Source organism: Novosphingobium sp. LASN5T (assembly GCF_003856955.1).
GTDB lineage: Bacteria > Pseudomonadota > Alphaproteobacteria > Sphingomonadales > Sphingomonadaceae > Novosphingobium.
The window spans coordinates 38,649-64,742 of record NZ_RQSI01000024.1; the positions used below are offsets into that span (position 1 = coordinate 38,649).

Below are 26,094 nucleotides of genomic sequence, written 5' to 3' on the forward strand. Positions count from 1 at the left end.
CGGGCGGCGCAGCATGGAGAGAGGCAAGGATGCAGAATCTTCCGGGCAAGACGGCTTTCATCACGGGCGGGGCCAGCGGCATCGGCCTCGGCATCGCCAAGGCGCTGCTCGGCGCGGGGATGAACGTGACCATCGCCGACATCCGCCAGGATCACCTCGATTCGGCCGTCGCCGAGCTGGACGGGGGCGACCGCGTGCTGGCGGTGCCGCTCGACGTGACGAATCGCGCCAACTTCGCCGCCGCCGCCGACGCCACTGAAGCGAAGTTCGGCAAGATCCACATCCTGTGCAACAACGCCGGCGTCGCGGTGGTCGGCCCCACCGATCTGGCCACGTTCGCCGACTGGGACTGGGTGATGAACGTCAACCTGGGCGGCACCATCAACGGCGTGGTCACGATCCTGCCGCGCATCCTGGCGCATGGCGAAGGCGGGCACATCGTCAACACCGCCTCGATGTCGGCGCTGGTGCCGGTGGGCGGGACCACGATCTATTCGACGGGCAAGGCCGCCGTCACCGCGATGATGGAATGCATGCGCCCCGAACTGGAGCCGCGCGGCGTGATCTGTTCGGCCTTCTGCCCCGGCGCCGTCCAGTCCAACATCGCCGACGCCGGCAAGACCCGCCCGGCCGACCTTGCCGAAACCGGCTATGCCGAGGCGGACAAGCGCCGGCAGGCGGGCGGCAGCTTCATGCACCTCTACCAGACCAAGGAGGAGGTGGGCGAACGCGTGCTGCGCGGCATCCTCAACGACGAGCTCTACATCCTCACCCACAGCGAGTTCCTGGCCGGCGTGCGCGAACGCGGCGAAGCGACCACGGCGGCGGTGCAGACCCACCTTCCGGAAAACCCGGAATACAAGGAAACCTTCGCCATGCTGTTCCGCAACCCGGCAATCACCGCCGAGATCGAACGGCAGAACCGGCTGCGCGCCGGCGCCTGACCGTAACGCCCCTCCCACGGGCGGGAGGGGTTTGGGGTGGGCAATCCCACGCACATCACATTTCAGGGAGAGGCCCACCCCCGGCCCCTCCCGCAAACCGGAGGGGAGACATATGAAGGATTTCGCAGGCCGCACCGCCTTCGTCACCGGCGGCGCCAACGGCGTCGGCATCGGCCTCGTGCGCCAGCTGCTCAACGAAGGCTGCAAGGTCGCCATTGCCGACATCCGCCAGGATTCGATCGACAAGGCTCTGGCCGCGCTGGACAACCGCGAGGTCATGGGCGTGCAGCTCGACGTCGCCAGCCGCGAAGGCTTCCGCGAGGCCGCCGACCGGGTCGAGGCGGAAATGGGACCGGTTTCGATCCTGTGCAACAACGCCGGGGTCAACCTGTTCCAGCCGATCGAGGAAAGCTCGTTCGACGATTGGGACTGGCTGCTGGGCGTGAATCTGCACGGCGTGATCAACGGCGTGATGACCTTCGTGCCGCGCATGGTCGAACGGGTGAAGGCGGGCGAGCAGAAGGGCGGCCATGTCGTCAACACCGCCTCGATGGCCGCGTTCCTCGCGGCGGGCACGCCGGGCATCTACAACACCACCAAGTTCGCGGTGCGCGGCCTGTCGGAATCGCTGCACTATTCGCTGCTGCAATACCAGATCGGCGTGTCGGTGCTCTGCCCGGGCCTGGTGAAGAGCTACATCTACGCCAGCGACGATATCCGCCCCGATGCGCTGAAAAGCCAGATGAAGGCGGTGGACAAGGCGGCGGTGGAACGCCTCGCCGGGGTCCACGAGTTCGGCATGGAGCCGGACGTGATCGGCGCGCGGGTGATCGACGCGATGCGCCACAACCGCCTGCACATCTTCTCCCACCCCGATCACAAGGACGAGATGCGCACCATCTTCGACGAGATCATCGCCGAATATCAGGACTACCCCAAGGACCCCGGCTTCGATCAGCGCGTGGCCTTCGAGAAGTTTCGCCACGATGCCTTCGCCGAAGCCCGGCGCAAATCGCGCGCCGCGGATTTCTGAGGGGCAGCGAATAGCCCTCTCCCCTTCAGGGGAGAGGGTTGGGAGAGGGGAACGCGCTCAGCTGCCCCTCTCGACTCCGAGGGGGAGAGAACGGTCCCGCACGGTCAGATGCCGTGCTTGCGGTTGTACTCGTGAATCCACTCGAGCGTCTTCACCAGCCCGCCGAACGGATAGAAATGCAGCCGCACCCGGCCGTGTTCCGGCCCCAGCCCCTGGGCGAAGGCGTTCACCAGCTTGTCCGGCCCGGCCGAGCCGAGCAGATTGGTGACCGAGATGCCGTACTTCTTGAGGACCGACGTGGACGCGCCCACACCGCAGCGCGCGGCGAACGCGAGCAGGCGCTTGATCCCCGCCGGCCCCGGCACGCCAATGCGCACCGGCGCGTCGATGCCGCGCGCGCGCAGCTCCTTCAGCCAGGCCAGGAACGCATCGGGATCAAAGCCGAACTGGGTGACGATCAGCGGGGCCATGCCGCGCCGCTCGATTTCCGCCACCTTCTTTTCCAGCACGGCCCAGCATTCGGCCACGGTCATGTTGGGGTGGCCTTCGGGATGCCCGCCCACGCCGATCGCCTTGATCCCGGCGCGCTCGAACGCGCCCGTCGCGATCAGCGCGGAGGTATCGAAATAGGGGCCTTGCGGCTCGGGCGGGTCGCCGGCGACGATGAAGCAGCGCTCCACGCCGGCCTGTTCGACCACGGCCTTCAGATAGCCTTCGAAATCGTCTTCGGACAGGATGCGGCGGGCCGAGAAGTGCGGCATCGGCTCGAAGCCCAGCTCGCGCACCGCCACGGTCGCGGCGACACGGGCGGCCACGTCCTCGCCCGGCAGGAAGGTAACGGCGATCGGCGTATCGGCGGGGATGAGCGGGGCGGCATCGCGCAGCGAGGCCTCGTCCTTCGCGGTCATCTCCAGGCTGAAGCCGTCGGTGATCCCGTCGGGCGCCTTGTCCCAGTTGGGATGGATCAGGGGTGTTGCCATAGCGGGATCCTCTTTTGGTGGAAGGCCATCCGCCCGGCCGCCTTTGCGGCGATCCGGGCGGGGCCAGTCTTCATTGCATCAGCGGGCGGTACGCCAGCCTTCCGCGTAGGCTTCACGAGCGACACGGCTGTAGGGCACCGGCGAAACGATCGCGCGGACCTCGATCTGCTTGTGCGGCTCGACGGTGGTCTTGCGGGTGCCGCCGTTCTCTTCGCCCCACACCACGCGCAGCTCGGTGCCGACCGGGATTTCCGGATCGATCGTGGCGAGCGAAAGCGCCTGCTTCTCGTTGTACGAATAGCCCGTGAACATCGAGAAACCGACGGTCTTGCCGCCCGCATCGACCACGCGGTCGTAGTTCGACGAGGCATAGTTGGCGAGCGGGGTGTCGAAGAACTTGTACTGTTCGCCATCGGGGTTGAACAGCGAGGCCACGATCTTGGTCATGTCCTCGGGGTGCCAGGCCAGCGTCACCTTCTTGCGCTGGTCGGCCGGGTTCAGGGCTTCCAGCGCCTCGCGGCCGTGGAACTCGTGGTCGAACTTGACGAAGTTGCCGTAACCCAGTTCCCACGGGTTGAGGTAGTAATCCTCGATGTTGTCCGACACGAATGAACCACCGATCGAACCGGTCGCTTCGTAGCTGTCGGCGCCCAGCCATTCGCGGAAACCCTTGAGCTTTTCGCCGGTGTAGATGGCGGGCAGCGGCGAGGGGATCCAGCCGGATTCGAGCGTGTTCGACGGATAGGCGCGGCTGCCGCAGGCGATCAGGCCGAATTCCTTGCCGGCTTCGAGGATCGCGGCGCGGATTTCTTCCTGCTCGGCATAGGGACCCCAGATTTCGAGGCCCGGCGCGCCCGACATGCCGTGGCGCAGCGTGCGCACGGTCTTGCCGGCGATGTTCATCGTGCTCATGTTGAAGAACTTGAGCTGTTCCAGCGGGCCGCCGTGCAGCTTTTCGATCACCGCCCAGGCGTTCGGCCCCTGGATCTGGAAGCGCCATTCCTTGCGGGTGACGGGCTTACCCATCGGGCGCATCGGCGAACGGTCGTCCAGCTCGATTTCGCAGTCATAGCCGCCGGTCGCCGCGTGATAGCGCAGCCAGTTCGAAGCCGGCGCGCGGCCGACATAGGTGAACGATTCCTCTTCTTCCCAGAAGATGATGCCGTCGCCGATGACGTGGCCATAAGGCGTGGTCGGCACGTACTGCTTGGCCTTGTTGACCGTCCAGCCCTTGGGGGTGTTGATCATGGTGTCGGACAGCAGCTTCAGCGCGTCCTTGCCACGGATATAGAGGTTCACCATGTGGTGCGACTGGTCGAACAGCACCGCGCTGTGCTGCCAGGCCCACTGTTCCGAACGCCAGTTCGAAAATTCCGGCGCGACCACCGGATAGACATACGCGCCGAGCTGCGAATTGCGCAGCATTTCGACGATGTTGCCGCCCGCGTTGAGGACTTCTTCAAGATTCTTGGCTGCCATGCCTTCTCTCCCGACAAAAAATGGCTGGTTGAAAATTTGTATGCAACACATACAATATCAAACGAGATTCGCAATCGGAAATCGTGCGCCCTATGAGGCCCACGCAGACGGGAGAGACTTTTGATGAGTGCACCGCTGATTTTGACGCTTTCGTGCGAGGACAAGCCGGGCATCGTCGCCCGCGTCACCGGCAACCTGTTCGAATCGGGCGCCAACATTCTCGAAGCGCAGCAGTTCGACGATACCGAATCGGGCCGCTTCTTCATGCGCGTGGTGTTCGATCCCGGCGAAGCGGGCGCCGACGCGCTGCGTTCCGCCTTCGCGCCCGTGGCGCAGCAGTTCGCCATGGACTGGACCATGCGCGATACCGCGGCCAAGCGCCGCACCATCCTGATGGTCTCGAAGTTCGATCACTGCCTGGGCGATCTGCTCTACCGCACGCGGCTGGGCGAGCTGCCGATGGACGTGGTGGCGATCATCGGCAACCACCCCAAGGAAGCGCTGAACATCTCGCTGATCGGCGACGTGCCCTATCACCACCTGCCGATCACGCGCGATACCAAGCCGCAGCAGGAAGCCGAAGTGAAGCGCATCGTCAACGAAACGGGCGCCGAATTCGTGGTGCTGGCGCGCTACATGCAGATCCTCTCGGACGATCTGGCGCGGTTCCTGTCGGGCCGCTGCATCAACATCCACCATTCGTTCCTGCCCAGCTTCAAGGGCGCCAAGCCCTATCACCAGGCGCACGCGCGCGGCGTGAAGATGATCGGCGCCACCGGGCATTACGTAACGGCGGATCTCGACGAAGGCCCGATCATCCACCAGGACGTGGAAACGGTCAGCCATGCCGACACGCCCGAGGATCTGGTGCGCAAGGGCCGCGACATCGAACGTCGCGTGCTGGCCGAAGCGGTGCGCCTGCACCTGGAGGACCGCGCGCTGCTGAACGGCAACAAGACCGTGGTGTTCAAGGGCTGATGCGGTCGCCGGGCGGCGGGGTCACCAGCTCCCCGCCCGGGGCCGCCTCCGGTCCGGTTTGCGAGAGGAGAAGGCCATGCGCGTCAACGCGCTCGATCACGTCAACATCATTACCGACCGGCTCGACGAAACCGCCGAATTCTACCGTTCCCTGCTCGGCCTCGAACGGCGCGACGCGCCCGCCCCGCTCACGCCGCGGAATGCGCAATGGATGTACGACGAGGCCGGCCGGGCGATCATCCACATCAATTCGGAAGACTGCCCCCGCGCGTTCGACCGCACCGTGCGCCCCGGCGACCTGACCGGCGCGATCCACCACGTCGCGCTCAACTGCGCCGGCTATGACGAAATGGTCGCCCGGATCGAGGCGCGCGGCATGGCCTATCAGGTCAATACCGTCGCCGCGATCGGCCTGCGCCAGATCTTCACCGCCGATCCCAACAACGTGCTGCTGGAACTCAATTTCTTCGGCGATTGAACCCCGCCTGCCGCGCGGAGCCGCCCGTCTCAGGCCGGAATGCTGCTCTCCAGCGCATCGGCCAGCTCGACCGGGCGCGACAGATAGGGGCTATGGTCCGCATCCAGCGTCACCACCCGCGCGCCCGGCGAAAACTGCTGCATCTTGCGCTGGCTGTCGATCGGGATCGTGCGGTCCTGCGTGCATTCCACATAGGTGCGCGGCAGGCTGCCCCACCGTTCCGGCGTTAACGCCAGCTTTTCCGAACGCGGGCCGTGCGGCTCGGCGATCAGGCGCGGCAGCACCGCCGCCACCAGATCGGGCGGGGAAACCTGCGCGAAGACCGCGCCCGCAGCCGCCGGATCGACCACCGTGCCCACGCCGCCGTGGACCGGGCTGATGATGGTGTCGAACGCCGGGTTGGGGCCTTCCAGCTTCTTGAACTCGGCGCGCGAGAGGCCGTCAGGCAGCATCATCGCGCAGATATAGACCAGCGCGTCCATCGCCCGCGGATCGCGTTCCGCCGCCGTGCTGACCACCAGCCCGCCCCGGCTGTGCCCGGCCAGCACCACCGGCTCGCCGGTTTCGGCGCGCAGCCGGCGGCAGTGTTCCAGCGCGAAATCCGCCCAGCCAGCGAGCGTGACCGCCGCCAGTTCCTCCGCTGTGCCGCCCATGCCAGGCAGCGTCGGCGCCAGCACGGCATGGCCCCGCGCGCGCAGGATCTCGGCGACCGGATCGAAGCACCAGCCGCCGTGCCAGGACCCATGAATCAGGACAAAACCGGCCATGTCGTTCCCATTTCTCCCTTTCGCCGCGCCTTAGCGGACATGCCCGGTCCAGGTGCGCAGGCCCGGCGCGGTGCGGTCCTCGCCGCGCAGCGCTTCGGCCACGCCGGGGCGCGCGGTCATCCGCTCGCGCCAGTCGACCAGGCGCGGCGCGCGCTTCGCGATCTCCAGTTCGGGGAACATGCGCTCCACCATCATGCCGCAATGGGCGTAGAAATTGATGTCGGCCAGGGTGTAGGCATCGCCCGCCAGCCACGCCGTTTCGCCCAGCTGTTTTTCGACCTTGTCGACCGCGTATTCGATCTTGGCCGTGGCGTTGGCCAGATCGGCCTCGGAAAAGCCCGATCGCGCCGTGGCCCATTTCTTGCGCTGGTCGGGCAGCGGAATGTTCTCCAGCAGCTTCTCGAACTCCCCGTTCTCGATATTGCGCGCGATCACGCCGATCATGCGATGCCAGCCGTGCATCGAGACGAAGTTCATCACATGCTCGTCGACGAACTTGTTCCAGTAACGCATCCGCGCCGCACCCAGCGGATCGCGCGGGCGCAGCGGGCCGGAGGCGGGCTGCGCATCGGGGAAGGCATCCTCCAGATATTCGTTGATGACCGTGGTGTGGGTAATCACCGTGCCATCGTGGTCGAGCACCGGCACCTGCCCTTCGGGATTGATCGCCGTGAACCACGGTTGATGCTGTTCGAACTTGTGCAGATCGACATAGACGCTTTCGTAGGCGAGGCCCTTTTCCTTGAGCGGAATCATCGACTTGAGCGAGTTCGCCACCGGCTCGGCGTGGTAGTATTTCAGGGCCATAGACTTCTCCCGTGGGCGCGTTCAGACGCGCATCGTTCCCAGCATCCCGCCGTCCACCGCCCAGGCCTGCGCCGTGACGTGGCTGGCCGCGTCCGACAGCAGGAACGCGGCGACCTCGGCCAGTTCCGCCGCCGCGCCGGTGCGCCCCTGCGGCACCGCCTGCGCCATCTGCGAGGCGGCTTCGGGCGGAAGCCCTTCCAGCATCGGCGTATCGATCAGGCCGGGGATGATGCAGTTGCAGCGCACGCCGAACGCGGCCGCCTCGCTGGCGACGGCACGCGACAGGCCCAGCACCGCGTGCTTGCTGGCGACATAGCCCACGTTCATCGGCAAGCCGCGCTCGCTGGCCAGGCTGCCCGTCACCAGGATCGCGCCCGCGCCGCGCTGCTTCATCGCCGGCAGCACATGCTGGATCGCCCAGAGCACGCCCTTGAGGTTCACCGCCAGCACCGCGTCGAAGGCATCGTCCGGATAGTCTTCCACCGGCGCGAACGTGCCGCCGATCCCGGCGTTGAGGAACAGCCCGTCGATCAGGCCATGCGCCGCGACGGCGGCGTCCAACGCCCCCTTGAGCGCCGCCTTGTCGGCCACATCGGCGGCGGCGAAGGCCGCGCGCGCGCCGGTTTCGGCCCGCAGCGCGGCCGCCGCCTGTTCCAGCAGGTCTGCGCGGCGCGCGATCAGCGTCACCGCCGCGCCGGCCTGCGCGCAGCGCGTGGCGCTGGCGCGGCCGATCCCGGTCGATGCCCCGGTGATGACGACATGCTTGCCCGCAAGGTCGGTCATCGCGCGGTCCCGGCGATGAAGGCGGCCCAGACTTTCGCCTCGGGCCGGTCGCTGCCGTCGGGCGACCACTGGCGTTCCATGATCGCGCGCGCTTCCGGTTCGGCCATACCGCGATGGTCGCGATTCAGCCGGTAGAGGAACGCCGAAACGCGCCAGTTCATGATGCAGTGGACGTGGACCGGGCGCGGGCCTTCCTCCACCGCCTTGCGAAAGGCGGCGAAGTGATCCTCGCCCGGCGCGTCGAACGGCACCGGGATGTGGGTATAGGCGATCCCCTGCCCGGTCAGCTTGGCGCCTTCGTCCGCCAGCGCCTCGGGATGGGTTTCCAGCGCGAGGTTGACGACGTGGCGCACGCCCAGCGCCGCCAGCCGCGCCACGTCCTTGTCCTCGATCCGGCCGGAGGTGGTGATCTCCGCGTCGAGCCGCTGCCAGGCGCGGATGTCTTCGGGATCGCCAGCCATGGCCCCCTCCGTCAGGCCAGCCCGAGCACGCGGGTGGCGTTGTCCTTCATGATGCCGGGCAGGACCTCCTCCTTGAAGCCGACCTTCAGGGCCGCCTCGATCCACTTCTGTGGATGGATCAGCGGAAAATCGCTGCCGAACAGCATCTTCTTGCGCAGCTGCGTGTTGGCGTACTGGATGATCTGCGGCGCGAAATATTTGGGCGACCAGCCCGAAAGGTCGATGAACACGTTGTCCTTGTGCAGCGCCATCGACAGGCTCTCGTCCACCCACGGCCAGCTCGGATGGGCGAGGATGATCTTCATGTCGGGAAAATCGACCGCCACGTCGTCGACCAGCATGGGCTGGCCGTACTTCAGCCGCACCCCGCCGCCGCCGCGCATCCCCGTCCCCATGCCCGAATGGCCGGTGTGGAAGATCGCGGGCAGCTTGTATTCGTTGATGACCTCGTAGATCGCGTAGCCGACCTGCTCGGCCGGGTGGATGTTCTGCATGATGTGGTGGAACTTGAAGCCCCGCACGCCGTGGTTCTCGATCAGATCCCGCGCCTCGCGCGCGCCCAGCTTGCCCTTGTGCGGATCGATGGAAGCGAAGGGGATGCAGATATCGTCATGCTTCGCGGCGAATTCGGCGATCTCGTAGTTCGACAGGCGCTTCGCGCCGATGCCGCTCTCGCAATCGACCGTGAACAGGCAGAAGGCGATCTGCTGTTCGCGGTAGATCTCGACGATCTCGGGCATCTTGGGTCGTTCGCGCGGCGCCTTGAAATAGGCCGAAGCCGCATCGAAGAACTTGCCCATGATCGGGTCTTCGGGATCGTGGCACGAAACCTCGGCATGGACGTGGACGTCGATCGCCTTGATCTTGGTTAGGTCGATGGGCATTTTCCAGACTTTCCAAAAGGATGCCCGTCATCCCGGCGAAAGCCGGGATCGCAGGCCGTTGCAGGGTGAGAGCCAGGCGGTTCGGCCTAGCCTCACGCGATCCCGGCTTACGCCGGGATGACGGTGACACCTACGACGGGATAATCACCGTCTTCGTCTTGGGATAGGACCTCGATGCCCCGGTGGCCCGGTCGTCCATCACGCTTCCGCTCCATGAAATATTCAAGTCCGTGAAAAATGCGTGGTAAGCGAGACCTATCCCTTTTTCCAGCGCAAACCGACGCGGTACGGGGACGACGCCGGATCGCCCCCGTCCGCCGTCTTGTCAGCCGCCTTGCGCGGCCAGCGCCTTGTCCTCGTTCGCGCGCTTGATCACGTAGAGCCGGATCGTCTCGATCTGCGCCGGCGTCAGCACCGGCGACCAGGCGATCATGCCGTTGTCCTTCAGCGCGCCGTCGTGCACGATCATCTGCCACGATTTGGGATCGGCCAGGAAGCCGCTGCGGCGCAAGTCGGGCACCACGCCCCCGCCGATCGCGGCATCGCCGTGGCAGACGTTGCAATAGCGGCCGAAGTGCTGTGCGCCTTCCGCCACTTGCGCCGGTGTGCCGGTCAGCGCCGGCGGATCGAGCGGCAGTTCGTTCAGCGCCGGAGCCGGCGGCAGGCTGGCCTTGCCGCCGATCTTGAATACCAGCAGGCGGCTGACGTTGCGCACCGGACCGGATTTCTCGGCGAGGATGCCGGTCGCCAGCGGCCACACCCCGCCCCAGCCGGCCAGCACCGCGACGTATTGTTCGCCGCCGGCCATGAACGTGACGGGCGCCGCGACCACGCCGGTCTGCGCGGGGAACGACCACAGCTCCTTGCCGTCCTTGATCGAATAGGCCGCGAACGTGCCCTTGGCGTTGCCCTGGAACAGCAGGCCGCCGCCGGTGGCCAGCAGGCCCCCGTTCCACGGGCCGGGGAAGCTGACGCGCCAGCGTTCCTTCTGCGCCACCGGGTCCCAGGCGATGATCGCCCCGGTGGTGGCGGCGCGCGCCTCGGCGCGGACCTTGGCGTCGGCCGGCATCGCGCTCGCCGCCTGATCGATGCCCACGTTGAAGCCGACGGGCGAAGGCTTCCAGTTCTTGTCCGGAAAATAGGGGAACGCGGCAAACTGCGCGGGGATGAACACCAGCTTCTGCGCGGGATCGTAGGCCATCGGGTGCCACGAATGCGCGCCCGCCGCGCCCGGCGTGCTGATGAAGGGCTTGCCCGTCTTGTCGTAGCGCGAATCCGGGTTTTCGATCGGCCGGCCGCTCACCGGGTCCAGCCCGGTCGCCCAGTTCACCGGCGCATAGTTGTTGCCCGAGATGAACTGGCCCGTCACGCGGTCGATCACATAGAAGAAGCCGTTCTTCGGCGCGTGCATCAGCACCTTGCGCACTTTCCCGCCGATTTCGAGGTCGGCCAGCATGATGTGCTGGGATGCGGTGAAGTCCCAGGTTTCGCCCGGCGTTTCCTGGAAGTGCCAGACATACTGGCCGGTCTTCGCGCGGATCGCGACGACCGAGGACAGGTAGAGGTTGTCCCCGCCGCCCGGAGAACGGTACGACTGGTTCCACGGGCTGCCGTTGCCCACGCCGATGTAGAGCAGATCGGTGGCCGGGTCATAGGCCATCGAATCCCAGACGGTGCCGCCCCCGCCCAGCTTCCACCATTCGCCGTGCCAGGTGGATTCGGCCTTCTTGAGGTATTCCTCGGTGTTCTTCCCCGGCTGATCGGGCACGGTATAGAACCGCCAGACCTGCTTGCCGGTCTGCGCGTCATAGGCGGTGATATAGCCGCGCACGCCCATTTCGGCGCCGCCGTTGCCGATCAGCACCAGCCCGTTGATCACGCGCGGCGCGCCGGTGATGGTATAGGCCTTGGTCTGGTCGACCGTGACCGTGGACCACACCTGCCGGCCCGTGGCGCGGTCCAGCGCGATCAGCCGGCCGTCCAGCGTGCCGAGATAGAGCTTGTCGCCCCATGCCGCCAAGCCGCGGTTGACCACGTCGCAGCACGCCTTCACCGCGGTTTCGCCGGGCACCTTGGGATCGAACTCCCACAGCAGCTTGCCCGATACCGCGTCATAGGCCTTGGCCTTCGACCACGCCGTGGTGATGTAGATCTTGCCGTCGATCACCAGCGGCGTGGCTTCCTGCCCGCGCGCGGTATCCATGTCGGCGGACCAGGCCAGCCCCAGCGAGCCGATGTTGCCCTGGTTGATGCGGTCGAGCGGGCTGAAGCGCTGCTCGTCATAGGTGCGGCCATAGGAGAGCCAGTCCACCGCGCTGGCGGCCTGGATGCGCGCGGCGTCCACCACGCTGCGGGCGCCACCGTTTGCCGCCGTCACCATGTCGCTGGCGGTCAGCGTTGCCAGCAGCACCGCGCCCGATGCCAGCACCCACCGGATTCCACGCATCATTCGCATCTCGCATCCTCTCCCATCGGCCGGCTTCCGGCTCGGATTCGCGTCCCGTTCAAGGCGTTAGGTCGTAAACTCATAATCAGCAGGCTCGAGGCGTCCAAATGGCGAACATATCGGGCCGAAAGGCGCGCCGCGAAGGCTGGTTGCCTTTGCCAGCGCCTTTCGGTTCGAGATGGAAGCCATTTGAACGTCCCGCAGGGATTTGACCAAAATGGCCCAGCGCGGCGTCGGAGCGGCTTGAAATATCGACATATTCCTGCGCCCCTCCTCCTTGCGCCGGGCCATTTTGCTTCAAACCTCGAGCCTGCTGATTATGAGTTTACGACCTAGTTAACCATCCGCTGGGCGTCACCCCAATACTTCACGCGCAGCGCCTTCTTGTCCATCTTGCCGGCGGCGGTGCGGGGAATGGCGTCCACGAACTCGACCGACTTGGGCGCCTTCACCCCGCCCAGGCGATCCTTGGCATAGGCGATGATCTCCGCGCCGGTGATGCCCTCGGCCACCACCACGGCGTGGACCTGTTCGCCCCACTTCTCGTGCGGGATGCCGAACACGCAGGCCTCGCGCACTTGCGCCAGTTCGGTAACCGCCGCCTCGACCTCGGCGGTGAACACGTTGAACCCGCCGGAGACGACCATGTCCTTCTTGCGGTCGACGATGTACAGGTAGCCGTCCTCGTCGAACTTGCCGACATCGCCGGTGTGGTGCCAGCCGAACTTGCGGACTTCGGCGGTTTCCTCGGGCTTCTCGAAATAGGAATGGCTGACCAGCGCGCCGCGCGCGCAGATCTCGCCCGCCTCGCCACGCGGTACCTCGCGGCCGTCATCGTCGAGCAGCGCGACCCGGATCGAGCGCGTGGGCCGGCCACAGGCGGCCAGTTTTTCGGGCGCTTCCTTCGCGAACCGCGCCACGTCCTCGGGCGGGAACCACGCCACGATCATCGGGCATTCCACCTGGCCATAGGACTGGCACATGCACGGCCCGAAGATCTCCACCGCCTGGCGCAGCTTTTCCGGGCTGCACGGCGAACCGACCAGGATGAAGATGCGCAGGCTGGAATAGTCGTGGTCGCCGATCTCGGGCGATGCCATCAGCTGGTACAGCGCCGTCGGCGGCAGGTACATGTGGGTGACCTTGTACTCCGCGATGGTCTGCAGCACGCGCTCGGCATCGAATCCGGGCAGGATCACCTGCGTCGCGCCCAGGCTCAACGTGGACAGCGCGATCGGCCCTGCCGCGTGCGTGATCGGCGCGGAAACCAGCGCCACCGGGCTGTCGGTGCGCCCGCCCATGCCGTCGGCCGCCGTCTCGATCATCGTGCCCCAGCCCAGGTTGGTGACGTTCGCGCCCTTCGACGGGCCGGTGGTGCCGCCGGTGGGGAAGATGCCGACCAGATCGGACAGGTTGCCGAAGGCATCGACCTCCGGCTCGACGAAATCGGCGGCGGTCACGCCGGCCATGAACTCCTCGAGGCTGGGATCGTCGCCCATCCGCTGGTCCAGGCAGACGAAGTGCTGCATCACCGGGCAGCGGTCCTTGAGCTGTTGGACCTCGTCCGCCTTCGACGAATGATAGACCAGCCACTTGCAGCGCACGTAGTTGATGTAGCCGGCGTTGGCATCGATGGCGTTGCGCGTGTTGACCGGGATCCACTTGCCGTTGGCGCGCCACATCGCCAGCAGCACCACCAGCAGCATTCCGTCGTTGGGGCCGTACAGGCCCAACAGGTCCTGGTTCTCGAACCCGCCGCGCTGCAGCGCCGCCGCGATCCGTTCGGACAGTTCCTTGGTCTCGGCGAAGGTCAGCTTCAGCCCGGTTTCGGTGTCCACCACCGCCAGCCGCTGCGGATCGCGATCATGGCCCCGGTCGAAATAGTCGATTGCACGCATCGTCGGCTTACCCCCAGCGATTAATTTCAGGCCCCGGCGCCCAGGCGCGGAGCGGTTCGGATACGGTGGCGCGCGCCAGCGCGGCGGCCACGGCGGGCCGCGCCTGCACGCGCGCCAGCCACGCGGTCGTTTTCGGCGCGGCGGCGAAGGCTTCGGGGCGGAGCAGTTCCATGCCCGCGAGCCAGGAGAACGTGACGATGTCCGCGATCGAATAGACGCCCATCAGCCAGTCGCGCCCGTCGGCAAGCTGGCCTTCGCACCGCGCGACAGCCTGCGCCACCTTGGTCTCGCTGTCGGCCACCTGCGCCGCGTCGATCGTGCCATCGTGCAGCGCCTGCCAGCGCTGGCGCAGATCGTCGGACGGGATGCTGGCCGTGATTCCCGCGAAATCCGCCGCGCCAATGGCGGCGATTTCCGCCTGCGAGGAGGCAAGGTTGCCGAGCAGCGCCGCCGCCGGCGAAAGCCGTTCGGTGATCTGGCGGCACCACATCATCATTTCCCAGTGCGCGTGCGAATCCGCCGGCTGAAGCCCTGCGCCGCCCGCCAGTTCGTCAATGTATTGCGCCAGGAACACCGACTCGGTCATCGCCTCGCCATCGATCACCAGCACCGGGCCTTCGCCCTCGATCCCCATGTCGAGCGCGACACGTTCGGAAAGGCCGGGGATGCGGTGCCGTTCGCCGGCCAGAAGGTCGATCGGCCGGCAGGTAATGCCCAGCGCCGCTTCGTCGCCCGTTTCTGCCAGCGCCGCCAGCACCGTCAGCGAGGCGCCGTTCGGCTCGCCGTGATAGAGAACCGCGCCCATCAGTCGATGCCTTCCATGATCAGGCTGTAGCGGTGGGCGAGATCGGTGCGCCCCATCGCCCAGGTCTTCTGCACCGCCTCGCGCTGGTACACCCGCTTGAGCCAGCGCATGATGTTGGGCGTGCGGTCCTTGCCGGCGAGGTCCGGCTGCGACAGCGGCAGCGAATAGGTGCTGTTGAAGATGTTGATGTCGGCCAGGCTGTAGTGGTCGCTGCCCACGTAATCGCGCTTGCCCAGCTCCTGTTCGAGCAGGCCGATGCCCAACGCCACGCGGCGGCGGCTTTCCGCCATTTCCGCTTCGCCGAACTGGCCGCTGATCGCCTTGCGCCAGGCCACGCGGCGTTCGGGCAGAGGAATGCGCTCGATCGCCGCGTCCAGTTCGGCCGGATCGCGCTGGCGCACCATCGGGCCGACGAACACGCTCCAGCCGATCATCGAGAAGCTGGGGCCAAGCCACTGGTCCATGAACTTCATCCACCAGCGGATGCGCCAGCGGTCGCGCGGATCGGCGGGCATCAGGGCCGGCCCGGCGAACTCCTCGTTCACGTATTCCATGATCGCGGTGCTTTCGGTCAGCACGCGCGTGCCCCACGCCCCGCTGTGCGTCATCGCCGGGATCGTGCCCTGCGGATTGATCGCCAGGTAGCCGGGCTTGTGCTGGTCGAACTGGAGCATGTCGATGTAATGGCTGTCGAACGACACGCCCTTTTCCATCAGCGCCAGCATCGGCTTGCCCGAATTGGCGTTGGGTTCCCAGTGGTAGAGCGCGATCCCGCTCATGCCGTGCCGCCTGCCCGAGGGAGCGGCTCCACGCCGCCTTGCTGCACCATCGACTCTCTCCCGATCGGGCCATCCCGATTTTGTTAGTGTTACATACTAATTTGGACCGAGAGTCGGTCAAGAGCCATCGCGTGAAAATTTACGGCACTTTGGGGCAGCCGCGCGCGCCGCGCCGCTCCCCTTGCGGCACGGTTTCATGGAGTGAAACCAAACGGCGCTATTGCGGCGGACACGGAAAACCCCGCGCCGGGGCGGCGCGGGGTTCCGGGGATCGGCAGGGAATGGTCAGGCGGCGTCGACCATCACGATCTCGCTGTCCTCGATCGCGGTGATGCGCACCACGTCGAGATCGCTGATCGCCGCGCCGTCGCGGGCGTTGACGCGCACGTCGCCCACCTGCACCGCGCCACTGGCGGGCACGAGGTAGGCCTTGCGATCGCGGCCCAGCGGGTATTCCGCCGTTTCACCCGCCTTCAGCGTCGCGCCCACCACCCGCGCGTCGGTGCGGATCGGCAGCGCGTCGTTGTCGTTGTCATAGCCCGAGGCGAGCGTGACGAAGTGGCCGGAACGGTCGTCCTTGGGGAACGGGCGCGAACCCCAGCTCGGCGCGCCGCCATCGCGCGTCGGGATGATCCAGATCTGGAAGATCCGGGTGGTCACGTCCTCCAGGTTGTATTCGGCGTGGCGGATGCCGGTGCCGGCGCTCATCACCTGCACGTCGCCCGCTTCGGTCCGGCCCTTGTTGCCAAGGTCGTCCTGGTGCGTGATCGCCCCTTCGCGGACATAGGTGATGATTTCCATGTCGCGGTGGGGGTGCGGCGGAAAGCCGCTCTTGGGCGCGATCGTATCGTCGTTCCACACGCGCAGGTTGCCCCAGTGGACACGCGCGGGATCGTGATAGCTCGCGAACGAGAAGTGGTGCTTGGCATCGAGCCAGCCGTGATTGGCGCCGCCAAGGCTGTCGAAGGGACGCAGTTCGATCATGGTATGTCTCCGCTGGCGCGCCGAAAAAGGCCGCGCCGTCAGGCTTCCATTTAGGCGTTGCCATCCTTTCCGCTCAGTCAGATAAAATGCGGCAATTCATTCGAGGAATCGGAAAAGTGAGCAATCCCGGCACCCCCACTTTCGATCAGCTGCGCATCTTCCTCGCCATCGTCGATACCGGCAGCTTCGCCGCCGCCGGGCGCAAGCTGAACCGCGCGGTTTCGGTCATCAGCTATGGCATCGCCAATCTCGAAGCGCAGCTGGGCCTCGAACTGTTCGACCGCGAAGGCACGCGCAAGCCGCAGCTGACCGTGGCCGGCCGCGCCCTGCTGGCCGAAGTGCGCACGATCTCGCAGGGGATCGACGGGCTGCGCGCCAAGGTGAAGGGCCTGCTCGACGGGCTGGAGGCCGAAGTGGACCTCGCCATCGACGTGATGCTGCCGCCCGACCGGTTGGGCCGCGTGCTGCGCGCGTTCAAGCAGGAGTTCCCCACCGTCCAGCTCAAGCTGCATATGGAAGCGCTGGGCGCCATCGCCGCGATGGTGCTGGACCGCAAGGCCATCGTCGGCATTTCCGGCCCGCTTTCGGCTGGCGTGGAAGGGCTGGAATCGCGCATGGCGGGGTCGGTGGCGATGGTGCCCGTCGCCGCGCCCGATCACCCGCTGGGCCGCGCCAAGGAAATCCTGCCCGGCATGGGCCGCGAATATACCCAGCTCGTGCTGACCGACCGTTCGCGCTTCACCGAAGGCCGCGATTATTCGGTCACGAGCCCGCAAACCTGGCGCCTCGCCGACCTTTCGGCCAAGCACGCCCTGCTGCGCGAAGGGATCGGCTGGGGCAACATGCCGCTGCCGATGATCGACGGAGACCTTGTGGCGGGCACGCTGGTGCGCCTGCACATGCCCGATCACGTCGGCGGCACCTATCGCTTCAACGGCGTGTGGCGGCGCGATACCCCGCCCGGCCCGGCCGCCTCGTGGCTGCTGGACCAGTTCGTGGAACTGGGCGCGCAGGACCGCGAGCTCGAAGGGCTGGGCGACATCTAGCGCCGGGCAATCTCGCCAGCACGACATCGCCCTTCCCCATCGTCATTGCGAGCGTAGCGAAGCAATCCAGGGCACCACGTGAGGCTCTGGATTGCTTCGCTACGCTCGCAATGACGAAACAAATGCCATCATGCCCGGCGCGAAAACGCCCGCCGGACCTTGCGGGCCGGCGGGCGCTTCGGAGGGCGGGGCATTCAACGCCCGGCCGGTTGCATCACGGTGGGCGGCTCCAGCGCCGTCCTGGCCGCCGGCAGCGCCTGTTCACCGAGCAGGATTCCCGCCAGCCCGACCAGCGCGATCACCGGCGGGGCGGGGGATTTGACCCCCAGCAGGCCATAGACCATGCCGGCCAGCGTTCCGGCGCCGAGCGAAAGGAGCATGGCCTGCATGGCGGTCACTCCTCCTCAGGCCTTGATGAAGGCCAGCAGGTCGGCGTTGAACCGGTCCTGGTGCGTCGCGGTCAGCCCGTGCGGCGCGCCTTCATAGACCTTCAGTTCCGCGCCCGGCACCATCTTCACCGCCAGTTCGGCCGCGTTGCCGATCGGCACGATCTGGTCGTCGTTGCCGTGGATGAACAGCGTGGGCACGTCGATCGCCTTCAGGTCCGGGGCGTAATCGACTTCCGAGAATTCGTGGACGCACAGGTACTGGCCCACGATCGAACCCTGCATGCCCTGCCGCCAGAACGACTGGCGCAGCCCGTCGCTGACGTGCGCGCCTTCGCGGTTGAAGCCGAAGAAGGGCGTCGAAAGATCGAGATAGAACTGCGAACGGTTGTCGGCCACGCCCTTGCGGATGCCATCGAACACCGAGAGCGGCAGGCCGCCGGGATAGATGTCGCTCACGGCCATGCGCGGCGGCACCGCGCCCACCAGCACCATCTTCGCCACCCGCGCCGTGCCATGCCGGCCGACATAGTGGGCGATCTCGCCACCGCCGGTCGAATGGCCGACCAGCACCACGTTGCGCAGGTCCAGCGCCTCGATCACCGCCGCCAGATCGTCGGCATAGGTGTCCATGTCGTTGCCGGTGTCGGGCTGGTCGGAACGGCCGTGGCCGCGCCGGTCATGGGCGATCACGCGATAGCCCTGCTGGAGGAGGAACAGCATCTGGCCGTCCCAGGCGTCGGCCGAAAGCGGCCAGCCGTGCGAAAAGACCACGGGCTGGGCGTCCTTGCTGCCCCAGTCCTTGTAGAAAATGCGGGTGCCGTCTGCGGTGGTAACAAAGCTCATGGGAATTCTCCTTGGGATCACAGGAGGTTGGCAGGAACGGCCGGGCGGGAGGGATCAGGGAGAAACGCCCGGCCGCAGGGGAAACAACGGGTTCAGTGCGCGCCTTCCGAGGCGTTGAACATCGCGCGGGCATAGGTGATGCCCAGACCGTAGCCGCCGCCCCACTTGCGGGCGATACCGGTGGTTAGGTCATAGGTTTCCGCCCGCGCCCAGTCGCGCTGGAGTTCGAGCAGGTATTGCAGCGAGGTGATCGGCTTCGCGCCGGCCTGGACCATCCGCTCCACCGCACGCTCGTGCGCTTCGTCGGAAATATCGCCGCTGGCGTCGGTGATGACATAGGTCTCGAAGCCCTGTTCCAGCGCCGACAGCACCGGGCCGACGATGCAGACCGAGGTCCACAGGCCGGCGAAGACCAGCCGGTCCTTGCCGATGCGGTTGACCTCGTCGATCACCGCGGCGTCTTCCCAGGTGTTCATCGACGTGCGGTCGAGCAGGGGCTGGCCGGGGAAGGCATCGGTGATTTCGCTGAACATCGGGCCGGAAAAGCTCTTTTCGGCCACCGTGGTCAGGATCGTGGGCACCTTGAAGCCGGCGGCGGCATTGGCCACCAGCGCGGCGTTGTTGCGCAGCAGTTCGGGCGCGATCGACTTGGTGGCGAAGGCCATCTGCGACTGGAAGTCGATCAGGACAAGCGCGTGGTTGGCCGGATCGAGCAGGGCCTTGGCGGGGGTGGGCGTTGCGGTGACGGTCATGGCGGTATCCTTCTGGGAAAGCTCTGGAAAGTGCGTTCGTTCGCCCCGGGTCGCTGGGGTGAGTGAAGGAATACGGCGACTCGGCCTTTCAATGCAGAGGCATAATCTGGATTTGAACGTTCTATATTTTGGAAAAGTTCGCGCTTACTGCGCGGCGACCTTTTCCGCTTCGGCGCGGGTCATCACTTGCGCCAGCACATAGCGGATCGCTTCCGGGCGCACGCCGGGCGCCAGGCTTTTCGGCGGCGGCACGGTCAGCTTGCGGGCCATGAACGCGCAGGCATCGCGATCGACCGCGGCGCTGCCGCTCGATTGCAGGATGTCGCAGGCATGGATGTGGCCCGTCTCGTCGAACGCCACCTGCGCGCGCACGGACTGGCGATAGTCCTCGGGCAGCTTCGCCGCCTGCAGGGTCAGGCGGATGTTCGAGGAAGCCATGTGCTCGCCCATGCCCCACGATGTCGAAAGCGCGAACCGCCCGGCCACCGGCTGCCCGGCGGCATCCTTCGCCGCCTCGAACCGCGCGCGGTTCTGCAACAGCGCGCACGTCGCCGTGTCGAGCGCCGCGAAGCCGCTGCTTTCGGTCACCGCGCACGCCGTCGCGCGCCCCTGCGGCGAAACCTCCAGCGCCACCGAGACCACGCCGAATTCCTCGCGTTTCAGCGAATCCTTGGGGTAATCGTCACGCCCGATCATCCCGGCGGGATTGCGCAGGCGGGGCGGTTGCTCGGCCTGCGCGGGCGCAGAGCCACCCAGGGCCAGCGCCGCGAGAAACAGCAGATAAGCCATCCTCTCCATCCGCCCATGCTACGCCTGCGCGCGGCATAATCAACGGCATGTGACACCCTGTCACAAAAACTTCTTATTTCTGGCAAGTGCGGCAGAAGAACGTGGAGCGGCCGCCCTGCACCACGCGCTCCACGGTGCCGCCGCAGGGGCATGGCTCGCCCTCGCGGCCATAGACGCGCCAGTCCTTGGCGAAATAGCCCAGTTCGCCGTCGGGCCGGGCATAGTCGCGCAGGGTCGATCCCCCCGCCGCGATCGATTCCTCCAGCACCGCGCGGATCATCGGCACCAGCCGCTCCAGCGCCTTGCGGGTGACCTTGCCGCCCGCGCGCTCCGGGTGGATGCCGGCGCGGTTCAGCGCCTCGCAGACGTAGATGTTGCCAAGGCCCGCCACGATGCGCTGGTCCAGCAGCAGCAGCTTGGCCGCCGCGGTGCGATCGCGAAAGGCAGCGGCGAGGTGCGCGGCGGTCAGGCCCGCGCCCAGCGGCTCCGGCCCCAGCGCGGCGAAGGCCGGCCAGGCTTCCAGCAACGGGGTATCGACGAGATCGACCGAGCCGAACCGCCGCGCGTCGTTCAGCGCCAGCACGTGCCCGTTGCCGGTTTCCAGCACCAGATGATCGTGCTTGCCGATGTCCGCCGGATCGATGCGCCAGCGGCCGGACATGCCCAGGTGGAACACCATCGTCCGGTCGCGGTCGGTGTGGACCAGTCCGTACTTGGCGCGCCGCCCCATCCCGGTCACGCGCGCGCCGGTCAGCGCCTGCGCCAGATCGGCGGGGAACGGGCGGCGCAGATCGGGCCGGTTGACGCGCACGCGCGCGATGGCCTGCCCTTCCAGCACGGTGGCCAGCCCGCGAACGGTGGTTTCGACTTCGGGTAGTTCGGGCATGATGTTTCTTTTTTGCGTTGATGCGCGCGGTGCCGGCCCACTCCCCTAACAGGCTTTGCCGTCCGGACAATTCCCCACTAAAGGCGCTTGGCATGAACACTGGCACATCGGGCACCGCAACGGACACCGCCGGAACGGGCAACACGCAGGGCGAAACCGCGTCCTTCGGCTACGAGGACGTTCCCGCCGACGAGAAGGTCGCCCGCGTCGGCGCGGTCTTTTCCAGCGTCGCGCGCAAATACGACGTGATGAACGATGCCATGTCGGTGGGGATGCACCGGCTGTGGAAGGACCGGTTCGTCAAGCGGGTGAAGCCGCGCGAGGGCGAATCGATTCTCGACATGGCCGGCGGCACCGGCGACATCGCCTTCCGCATGGCGGCATCGGGCGCGGCGATCACCGTATCCGACATCAACCAGGACATGCTCGACGTGGGCATCGAGCGGGCGATGAAGCGCGGAATCGACGGCCTCGTCTGGTCGCGCCAGAACGCCGAGGAGCTGAGCTTCGGCGATCGCTTCTTCGATGCCTACACGATCGCCTTTGGTATCCGTAACGTTACGCATATCGACCGGGCGCTGGCCGAGGCTTTCCGCGTGCTCAAGTTCGGCGGGCGGTTCTTCTGCCTGGAATTCTCGACCACCGAATGGCCGGGCTTCTCCGAGGTCTATGACGCCTATTCGCACAAGCTGGTGCCGAAGATCGGGCAGGCCATCGCCGGCGATGCCGACAGCTATCGTTACCTGATCGAATCGATCCGCCGCTTTCCGCCGATGCCACAGTTCGAGGGGATGATCCGCGCGGCGGGCTTCCGGCACACCAAGGTCGAACCGATCCTGGGCGGCCTTGTCGCCATCCATTCGGGCTGGAAGGTCTGAGGGGACGCCGGCCTTGACCCTGCCCGCCACCCATATCCGCCGCCTGCTGGGCTGGGGCCGCGTGCTGGCGCGCCACGGCGCGCTGCGCCTGCTCGAACAGAGCCCCAACACGCCCGCGCCGGTGCGCCGCCTGTGCCGCATCGCCCGGTTCGGCACGCGCCAGCCGGCGGAGCCCGACTACGCCGGCGCCTTCCGCGCGATCGGCCCGGCGGCGATCAAGCTGGGGCAGACGCTGGCCACACGGCCCGATCTGGTGGGCGAGGAAGCCGCGCGCAACCTGCTGAGCCTGCAGGACCGCCTGCCCCCGGTGGCGTTCAAGCACATCCGGCACGAGATCGAGACCACGTTCGAGCGCCCGCTGGAAGCGATGTTCGCCGAATTCGATCCCGAACCGGTCGGCGCCGCCTCGGTCGCGCAGGTCCACCGCGCCACCACCACCGAAGGGCGCGAGGTCGCGGTCAAGGTGCTGCGCCCCGGCGTGCGCGAGAAGTTCACGCGCGATATCGAGACCTACGAATGGGCCGCCGCGCACCTGGAAGCGCTGGGCGGCGAGGCGAGCCGCCTGCGCCCGCGCCTTGTTATCGCCAATTTCAAGCGCTGGACCGTGCGCGAGCTGGACCTGCGGCGCGAGGCCGCCTCCGCCTCCGAACTCGCCGAACAGATGCACGCCTTCCCCGGCTATCGCATCCCCGCGATCGACTGGGACCGCACCAACGGCCGGGTGATGACGCTCGACTGGATCGACGGCATCAAGATCAGCGACAACGCCGCGCTCGACGCCGCCGGCCACGATCGCAAGGAACTGGCCAGCCGGCTGGTGCTCGCCTTCCTGAACCAGGCGATCAGCGGCGGCTTCTTCCATGCCGACATGCACCAGGGCAACCTGTTCGTCGAAGCCGACGGCACCATCGCCGCGATCGATTTCGGCATCATGGGCCGCATCGACCGGCGCGCCCGCGCGTGGCTCGCCGAGATCCTCTATGGCCTCACCACCGGCAACTACCGCCGCGTGGCCGAGATCCATTTCGAGGCGCAATACGTGCCGAGCTACCATTCGGTCGACGAATTCGCGACCGCGCTGCGCGCCGTGGGCGAACCGATGCGCGGCAAGCCGGTCAGCGAGCTTTCGGTGGGCCAGATGCTCGACGGGCTGTTCGCGATCACCCGCGATTTCGACATGCAGACCCAGCCGCACCTGCTGCTGCTGCAGAAATCGATGGTCATGGTCGAAGGGATCGCCACCCAGCTCGATCCCGACATCAACATGTGGGATACCGCCGCGCCGTTCGTGCGCAGCTGGATCCGCGACGAACTCGGCCCCGAATCCGCGATTGCCGACCGCATCCGCGAGGATGCCGAAACGCTGCTGCGCCTGCCCGCGCTGGTCCGCCGGATCGAGGACCGCTTCCCCGCCAAGGGCGGCGCGCCCGAACCGCCGCCACTGCCCGCCGTGGAACTGATGTGGGAACGCAAGCGGGGCACCTCGTCCGGCGGCTGGGCCGGCTATGCGCTGGCCTTCGCGGCGGGCGCGGGCCTCACGCTCGCCGGCAGCCTGCTGGGCTGGTGGGGATGAACGCCGCGCCTCCTTCGGCGAAAGGCCGCCTGCGGCTTTCCAAGAGGCACTTCAACGCGCTCGATTTCTCGCGCCTGCTCGCGGCGGTGGCCGTGCTGTTCTGGCATTACCAGCACTTCTTCGTGCCGCCGGTCGAATACGGCTTCCACGTCCGGCGCTCGGCGGTGGTGCCGCTCTACCACGCGCTCGCCTGGCTCTACGACTACGGCCACACCGCCGTGCAGTATTTCTGGGCGGTCTCGGGCTTCGTCTTCGCGCACGTCTATCTGGCCGACACGCAGGGGCGCGGGCGCTTCTGGCTGGCGCGCGTGGCCCGGCTGTGGCCGCTGCACCTGCTGACGCTGATGCTCGTGGCGGTGCTGCAGGCGGCCTATGCGGGCCTCAACGGCACCGATTTCATCTACCACCAGAACAACCTCAAGCACTTCCTGCTCAGCCTGCCGCTGATGCAGTACTGGGGATGGCAGGATAACCAGTCGTTCAACGGCCCGTCGTGGTCGCTCTCCACCGAAATGCTCGCCTATGCGGTGTTCTGGCTGACGCTGCCCGCTTTGCGCCGCGCGCCGCTGGCGCTGGGGCTGCCGATCGCGGCGGGCTTCGTCTGGGCGGTGTTCGCCAAGCTGCCCGACCGGGACGTGATGGCCTGCATTGGCTATTTCTTCGGCGGGGTGGCTGTCTATGGCATGGCGCTGCGCGGCTGGTTGCGCCCGGCCACGCTGCTGCCGCTGGGCGCGCTGCTGGTGGCGGGGGCGTTCTGGACCTGGAACGGCTGGCAATCGCGCGACATGGTGATCCTTGCCGGCACCTTCGCCGCGCTCTGCCTCACGCTCGCGCTCGATCTGGCCGACCGCAACGATCGCTTCGCCATCGGCCGGCAGCTGGGCGATGCCTCCTATGGCATCTACCTGTGGCATTTCCCCTTGCAGCTCATGCTGGTGTTGCTGATCGACGAGACGGTGGGCACGCGCCGCATCGCCAGCCAGCCCGCGTTCCTCGTCTTTTTCCTGGGCCTCGCCATCCTGGCCGGCTTCGCCTCGCACCGCTGGTTCGAACGGCCGGCGCAGCGCTGGGTGTTCCGCATGGCCAAGCGGCTGCGCGACCACCACCCGGCGCACGCCTGAGCCACGCCTGGATAGCCCTAAAATGCCCCTGGGCGGCTTCTAAGCGGCGATGTCGCTGATCCGGTGGTGCGGCAGCAGTCGCCACGCCGCAAGCGCCAGAGCGACGTGGAAGGCCTCCACGCCCATCGGCAGGGGCCATTGCGGATAGGGACCGACCATCGCCACGTTCACCGCGCGGCCCACGAACGAGACGCCGAACAGCAGCGCCGGCACCAGCAGCAGGTCCGCGTTGCGGCGCCAGGCGCCCCACATCATGCAGAACGCTCCGACGCCGAAGAACGAGGTGAAGTCCGCGCGGATCGTCGAAAGCCCCGCTGCCGCGCCCTGCGGCCCACCGGCCATGCCGATCGCCGCCACGCCCAGCCCCGCGCCGGCACTGCCGGAATCGAGCAGGAACGAAACCGCCATGAACAGGTCGAACAGGCCCGTCAGGAAAATCAGCGCGGTCACTACAAGACGCATATCGGTCCCTCCGTTTCGGGCCGGTGTGCCGCAAGTTCGCCTTTCGCGCAAAAGGATTGCGCGCGGGCGAACCGCATTGCACAAGCGCGGGCGATGAACGGACCGCGCATTCTCCTGATCGTCGGTGGCGGAATCGCCGCCTACAAGGCCGCCGAACTGGTGCGGCTGATCCGCAAGGAGGGCGGCTCGGTCACCTGCGTCCTGACCGATGGCGGATCGCACTTCGTCACCCCGCTCACGCTCGCCGCGCTCAGCGAGAACCCCGTGCACACCACGCTGTGGGACCTCAAGAACGAGGTCGAGATGGGGCACATCCAGCTGTCACGGCAGGCCGATCTTGTCGTCGTCTGCCCGGCGACGGCCGATCTGCTCGCCCGCATGGCGGCGGGCGTGGCCGACGACCTCGCCACCACGCTGCTGCTCGCCACCGACAAGCCGGTGCTGGCCGTGCCGGCGATGAACGTGCGCATGTGGGGCCATCCCGCCACGCGGCGCAACGTGGCCACGCTGCGCGCCGATGGCGTGACCGTGCTGGAGCCGGACGAAGGCCCGATGGCCTGTGGCGAATACGGCCCCGGCCGCCTGCCCGAACCGCCCGCGATCTGGCAGGCGATCGCCGGCATGTGCGGCCCTGGCGCCCGCCGTCTGGCCGGCAAGCACATCGTCGTCACCGCCGGCCCCACCCACGAACCGATCGATCCGGTGCGCTACATCGCCAACCGCTCCAGCGGGAAGCAGGGCTTCGCCATCGCCGCCGCCGCCGCGCGGGCCGGGGCGCGGGTGACGCTGGTGGCCGGCCCGGTCCGGTTGCCGACGCCGCCGGGCGTGGACCGCGTGGACGTGGAAACC

At 67.1% G+C, this 26,094-nt stretch carries 26 protein-coding genes and 1 pseudogene; 9 read left to right on the forward strand and 18 right to left on the reverse strand.

Annotation, left to right across the window (positions count from 1 at the left end; translation table 11 throughout):
* Positions 1-29 precede the first annotated feature (29 nt).
* Entirely contained in the window at positions 30-944 is a 915-nt protein-coding gene (locus tag EH199_RS15665; RefSeq protein ID WP_124810199.1) for an SDR family NAD(P)-dependent oxidoreductase, read from the forward strand.
* A gap of 112 nt (positions 945-1,056) precedes the next feature.
* A complete protein-coding gene (locus EH199_RS15670; RefSeq protein WP_124810200.1) occupies positions 1,057-1,977 on the forward strand; it encodes an SDR family NAD(P)-dependent oxidoreductase in 921 nt (306 codons plus the stop codon).
* 104 nt (positions 1,978-2,081) lie between these two features.
* Here EH199_RS15670 and EH199_RS15675 read toward each other — a convergent pair whose 3' ends face one another.
* Both EH199_RS15675 and EH199_RS15680 read right to left on the reverse strand, forming a co-directional pair.
* Positions 2,082-2,957 carry a methylenetetrahydrofolate reductase gene (locus EH199_RS15675; RefSeq protein WP_124810201.1) on the reverse strand — a complete coding sequence of 292 codons (876 nt, stop codon included), beginning with the start codon at positions 2,955-2,957 and terminating at the stop codon, positions 2,082-2,084.
* Between the two features lie 78 nt (positions 2,958-3,035).
* Positions 3,036-4,436, reverse strand: coding sequence for an aminomethyltransferase family protein (locus EH199_RS15680; RefSeq protein ID WP_124810202.1), 1,401 nt, complete (start codon positions 4,434-4,436; stop codon positions 3,036-3,038).
* Positions 4,437-4,559: 123 nt separating this feature from the next.
* Here EH199_RS15680 and purU point away from each other — a divergent pair, with 123 nt between their 5' ends.
* Positions 4,560-5,414 carry a formyltetrahydrofolate deformylase gene (purU, locus tag EH199_RS15685; RefSeq protein WP_124810203.1) on the forward strand — a complete coding sequence of 285 codons (855 nt, stop codon included), beginning with the start codon at positions 4,560-4,562 and terminating at the stop codon, positions 5,412-5,414.
* A 76-nt stretch (positions 5,415-5,490) separates the two neighbouring features.
* The gene (locus EH199_RS15690) at positions 5,491-5,892 is read left to right on the forward strand and encodes a VOC family protein (RefSeq protein WP_124810204.1); all 402 of its coding nucleotides are present in this window, start codon (positions 5,491-5,493) and stop codon (positions 5,890-5,892) included.
* Between the two features lie 29 nt (positions 5,893-5,921).
* Here the strand turns inward: EH199_RS15690 and EH199_RS15695 are convergent, their stop codons facing one another.
* The 10 genes from EH199_RS15695 to EH199_RS15745 form a co-directional block, all read right to left on the reverse strand.
* The gene (locus EH199_RS15695) at positions 5,922-6,659 is read right to left on the reverse strand and encodes an alpha/beta fold hydrolase (RefSeq protein ID WP_124810205.1); all 738 of its coding nucleotides are present in this window, start codon (positions 6,657-6,659) and stop codon (positions 5,922-5,924) included.
* A 30-nt stretch (positions 6,660-6,689) separates the two neighbouring features.
* On the reverse strand, positions 6,690-7,466 hold the full coding sequence (locus EH199_RS15700) for a glutathione S-transferase family protein (protein WP_124810206.1): 777 nt from the start codon (positions 7,464-7,466) through the stop codon (positions 6,690-6,692).
* 21 nt (positions 7,467-7,487) lie between these two features.
* Positions 7,488-8,249 (reverse strand): SDR family NAD(P)-dependent oxidoreductase, encoded by a 762-nt coding sequence (locus EH199_RS15705; protein ID WP_124810207.1) that lies wholly within the window; start codon positions 8,247-8,249, stop codon positions 7,488-7,490.
* Positions 8,246-8,710: a beta-lactamase hydrolase domain-containing protein gene (locus EH199_RS15710; protein WP_124810208.1), complete on the reverse strand. Its 465-nt coding sequence runs from the start codon at positions 8,708-8,710 to the stop codon at positions 8,246-8,248. Before EH199_RS15710 ends, EH199_RS15705 begins: the two co-directional genes overlap by 4 nt.
* 11 nt (positions 8,711-8,721) lie before the next feature.
* A complete protein-coding gene (locus EH199_RS15715) occupies positions 8,722-9,594 on the reverse strand; it encodes an amidohydrolase family protein (RefSeq protein ID WP_124810209.1) in 873 nt (290 codons plus the stop codon).
* Positions 9,595-9,919: 325 nt separating this feature from the next.
* Positions 9,920-12,040 carry a PQQ-dependent dehydrogenase, methanol/ethanol family gene (locus tag EH199_RS15720; protein WP_124810228.1) on the reverse strand — a complete coding sequence of 707 codons (2,121 nt, stop codon included), beginning with the start codon at positions 12,038-12,040 and terminating at the stop codon, positions 9,920-9,922.
* 332 nt (positions 12,041-12,372) lie between these two features.
* Positions 12,373-13,938 carry a class I adenylate-forming enzyme family protein gene (locus EH199_RS15730; RefSeq protein WP_124810210.1) on the reverse strand — a complete coding sequence of 522 codons (1,566 nt, stop codon included), beginning with the start codon at positions 13,936-13,938 and terminating at the stop codon, positions 12,373-12,375.
* 7 nt (positions 13,939-13,945) lie between these two features.
* Complete coding sequence (locus tag EH199_RS15735) at positions 13,946-14,743, reverse strand: glutathione S-transferase family protein (RefSeq protein WP_124810211.1); 798 nt, start codon at positions 14,741-14,743, stop codon at positions 13,946-13,948.
* Positions 14,743-15,522 (reverse strand): glutathione S-transferase family protein, encoded by a 780-nt coding sequence (locus EH199_RS15740; protein WP_124810212.1) that lies wholly within the window; start codon positions 15,520-15,522, stop codon positions 14,743-14,745. The genes EH199_RS15735 and EH199_RS15740 overlap by 1 nt, the downstream gene beginning before the upstream one ends.
* 285 nt (positions 15,523-15,807) lie before the next feature.
* A complete protein-coding gene (locus EH199_RS15745) occupies positions 15,808-16,506 on the reverse strand; it encodes a pirin family protein (protein WP_124810213.1) in 699 nt (232 codons plus the stop codon).
* Positions 16,507-16,622: 116 nt separating this feature from the next.
* Between EH199_RS15745 and EH199_RS15750 the strand changes: the two genes are divergently transcribed.
* Positions 16,623-17,552: a LysR family transcriptional regulator gene (locus tag EH199_RS15750; RefSeq protein WP_124810214.1), complete on the forward strand. Its 930-nt coding sequence runs from the start codon at positions 16,623-16,625 to the stop codon at positions 17,550-17,552.
* A 227-nt stretch (positions 17,553-17,779) separates the two neighbouring features.
* Here the strand turns inward: EH199_RS15750 and EH199_RS15755 are convergent.
* From EH199_RS15755 to mutM, 5 genes and pseudogenes are all read right to left on the reverse strand, one after another.
* Positions 17,780-17,941, reverse strand: a pseudogene (locus tag EH199_RS15755) (DUF1427 family protein); the annotation flags it as partial.
* A gap of 15 nt (positions 17,942-17,956) precedes the next feature.
* A complete protein-coding gene (locus tag EH199_RS15760) occupies positions 17,957-18,784 on the reverse strand; it encodes an alpha/beta fold hydrolase (protein WP_124810216.1) in 828 nt (275 codons plus the stop codon).
* A gap of 92 nt (positions 18,785-18,876) precedes the next feature.
* The gene (locus tag EH199_RS15765; RefSeq protein WP_124810217.1) at positions 18,877-19,536 is read right to left on the reverse strand and encodes a hydrolase; all 660 of its coding nucleotides are present in this window, start codon (positions 19,534-19,536) and stop codon (positions 18,877-18,879) included.
* Positions 19,537-19,680: 144 nt separating this feature from the next.
* On the reverse strand, positions 19,681-20,325 hold the full coding sequence (locus EH199_RS15770; RefSeq protein ID WP_190287289.1) for an energy transducer TonB: 645 nt from the start codon (positions 20,323-20,325) through the stop codon (positions 19,681-19,683).
* 73 nt (positions 20,326-20,398) lie between these two features.
* Positions 20,399-21,211 carry a bifunctional DNA-formamidopyrimidine glycosylase/DNA-(apurinic or apyrimidinic site) lyase gene (mutM, locus tag EH199_RS15775; RefSeq protein WP_124810219.1) on the reverse strand — a complete coding sequence of 271 codons (813 nt, stop codon included), beginning with the start codon at positions 21,209-21,211 and terminating at the stop codon, positions 20,399-20,401.
* A 92-nt stretch (positions 21,212-21,303) separates the two neighbouring features.
* Here mutM and EH199_RS15780 point away from each other — a divergent pair, with 92 nt between their 5' ends.
* From EH199_RS15780 to EH199_RS15790, 3 genes are read left to right on the forward strand one after another with little or no spacing between them, the layout of a single operon-like run.
* Positions 21,304-22,089 carry a class I SAM-dependent methyltransferase gene (locus tag EH199_RS15780; protein WP_124810220.1) on the forward strand — a complete coding sequence of 262 codons (786 nt, stop codon included), beginning with the start codon at positions 21,304-21,306 and terminating at the stop codon, positions 22,087-22,089.
* 13 nt (positions 22,090-22,102) lie between these two features.
* Positions 22,103-23,662 carry a 2-polyprenylphenol 6-hydroxylase gene (gene ubiB / locus EH199_RS15785; protein WP_124810221.1) on the forward strand — a complete coding sequence of 520 codons (1,560 nt, stop codon included), beginning with the start codon at positions 22,103-22,105 and terminating at the stop codon, positions 23,660-23,662.
* Positions 23,659-24,783 (forward strand): acyltransferase, encoded by a 1,125-nt coding sequence (locus tag EH199_RS15790; RefSeq protein ID WP_124810222.1) that lies wholly within the window; start codon positions 23,659-23,661, stop codon positions 24,781-24,783. The genes ubiB and EH199_RS15790 overlap by 4 nt, the downstream gene beginning before the upstream one ends.
* A gap of 39 nt (positions 24,784-24,822) precedes the next feature.
* On the opposite strand, the gene EH199_RS15795 is transcribed toward EH199_RS15790, so the two are convergent.
* Positions 24,823-25,245, reverse strand: coding sequence for a hypothetical protein (locus EH199_RS15795; RefSeq protein ID WP_124810223.1), 423 nt, complete (start codon positions 25,243-25,245; stop codon positions 24,823-24,825).
* A gap of 93 nt (positions 25,246-25,338) precedes the next feature.
* Here EH199_RS15795 and coaBC point away from each other — a divergent pair.
* Positions 25,339-26,094, forward strand: a 756-nt coding sequence (gene coaBC, locus EH199_RS15800) for a bifunctional phosphopantothenoylcysteine decarboxylase/phosphopantothenate--cysteine ligase CoaBC (RefSeq protein ID WP_124810224.1), incomplete at its 3' end; no start/stop codon positions are given.

What these genes read in the sequence shown, in the direction of transcription:
- EH199_RS15665 (WP_124810199.1), top strand. Translation starts at nt 30, where the DNA reads ATGCAGAATCTTCCGGGCAAGACGGCTTTCATCACGGGCGGGGCCAGC.
- EH199_RS15670 (WP_124810200.1), top strand. Translation starts at nt 1,057, where the DNA reads ATGAAGGATTTCGCAGGCCGCACCGCCTTCGTCACCGGCGGCGCCAAC.
- EH199_RS15675 (WP_124810201.1), bottom strand. Translation starts at nt 2,957, where the DNA reads ATGGCAACACCCCTGATCCATCCCAACTGGGACAAGGCGCCCGACGGG.
- EH199_RS15680 (WP_124810202.1), bottom strand. Translation starts at nt 4,436, where the DNA reads ATGGCAGCCAAGAATCTTGAAGAAGTCCTCAACGCGGGCGGCAACATC.
- purU (WP_124810203.1), top strand. Translation starts at nt 4,560, where the DNA reads ATGAGTGCACCGCTGATTTTGACGCTTTCGTGCGAGGACAAGCCGGGC.
- EH199_RS15690 (WP_124810204.1), top strand. Translation starts at nt 5,491, where the DNA reads ATGCGCGTCAACGCGCTCGATCACGTCAACATCATTACCGACCGGCTC.
- EH199_RS15695 (WP_124810205.1), bottom strand. Translation starts at nt 6,659, where the DNA reads ATGGCCGGTTTTGTCCTGATTCATGGGTCCTGGCACGGCGGCTGGTGC.
- EH199_RS15700 (WP_124810206.1), bottom strand. Translation starts at nt 7,466, where the DNA reads ATGGCCCTGAAATACTACCACGCCGAGCCGGTGGCGAACTCGCTCAAG.
- EH199_RS15705 (WP_124810207.1), bottom strand. Translation starts at nt 8,249, where the DNA reads ATGACCGACCTTGCGGGCAAGCATGTCGTCATCACCGGGGCATCGACC.
- EH199_RS15710 (WP_124810208.1), bottom strand. Translation starts at nt 8,710, where the DNA reads ATGGCTGGCGATCCCGAAGACATCCGCGCCTGGCAGCGGCTCGACGCG.
- EH199_RS15715 (WP_124810209.1), bottom strand. Translation starts at nt 9,594, where the DNA reads ATGCCCATCGACCTAACCAAGATCAAGGCGATCGACGTCCACGTCCAT.
- EH199_RS15720 (WP_124810228.1), bottom strand. Translation starts at nt 12,040, where the DNA reads ATGCGTGGAATCCGGTGGGTGCTGGCATCGGGCGCGGTGCTGCTGGCA.
- EH199_RS15730 (WP_124810210.1), bottom strand. Translation starts at nt 13,938, where the DNA reads ATGCGTGCAATCGACTATTTCGACCGGGGCCATGATCGCGATCCGCAG.
- EH199_RS15735 (WP_124810211.1), bottom strand. Translation starts at nt 14,743, where the DNA reads ATGGGCGCGGTTCTCTATCACGGCGAGCCGAACGGCGCCTCGCTGACG.
- EH199_RS15740 (WP_124810212.1), bottom strand. Translation starts at nt 15,522, where the DNA reads ATGAGCGGGATCGCGCTCTACCACTGGGAACCCAACGCCAATTCGGGC.
- EH199_RS15745 (WP_124810213.1), bottom strand. Translation starts at nt 16,506, where the DNA reads ATGATCGAACTGCGTCCCTTCGACAGCCTTGGCGGCGCCAATCACGGC.
- EH199_RS15760 (WP_124810216.1), bottom strand. Translation starts at nt 18,784, where the DNA reads ATGAGCTTTGTTACCACCGCAGACGGCACCCGCATTTTCTACAAGGAC.
- EH199_RS15765 (WP_124810217.1), bottom strand. Translation starts at nt 19,536, where the DNA reads ATGACCGTCACCGCAACGCCCACCCCCGCCAAGGCCCTGCTCGATCCG.
- EH199_RS15770 (WP_190287289.1), bottom strand. Translation starts at nt 20,325, where the DNA reads ATGGCTTATCTGCTGTTTCTCGCGGCGCTGGCCCTGGGTGGCTCTGCG.
- mutM (WP_124810219.1), bottom strand. Translation starts at nt 21,211, where the DNA reads ATGCCCGAACTACCCGAAGTCGAAACCACCGTTCGCGGGCTGGCCACC.
- EH199_RS15780 (WP_124810220.1), top strand. Translation starts at nt 21,304, where the DNA reads ATGAACACTGGCACATCGGGCACCGCAACGGACACCGCCGGAACGGGC.
- EH199_RS15790 (WP_124810222.1), top strand. Translation starts at nt 23,659, where the DNA reads ATGAACGCCGCGCCTCCTTCGGCGAAAGGCCGCCTGCGGCTTTCCAAG.
- EH199_RS15795 (WP_124810223.1), bottom strand. Translation starts at nt 25,245, where the DNA reads ATGCGTCTTGTAGTGACCGCGCTGATTTTCCTGACGGGCCTGTTCGAC.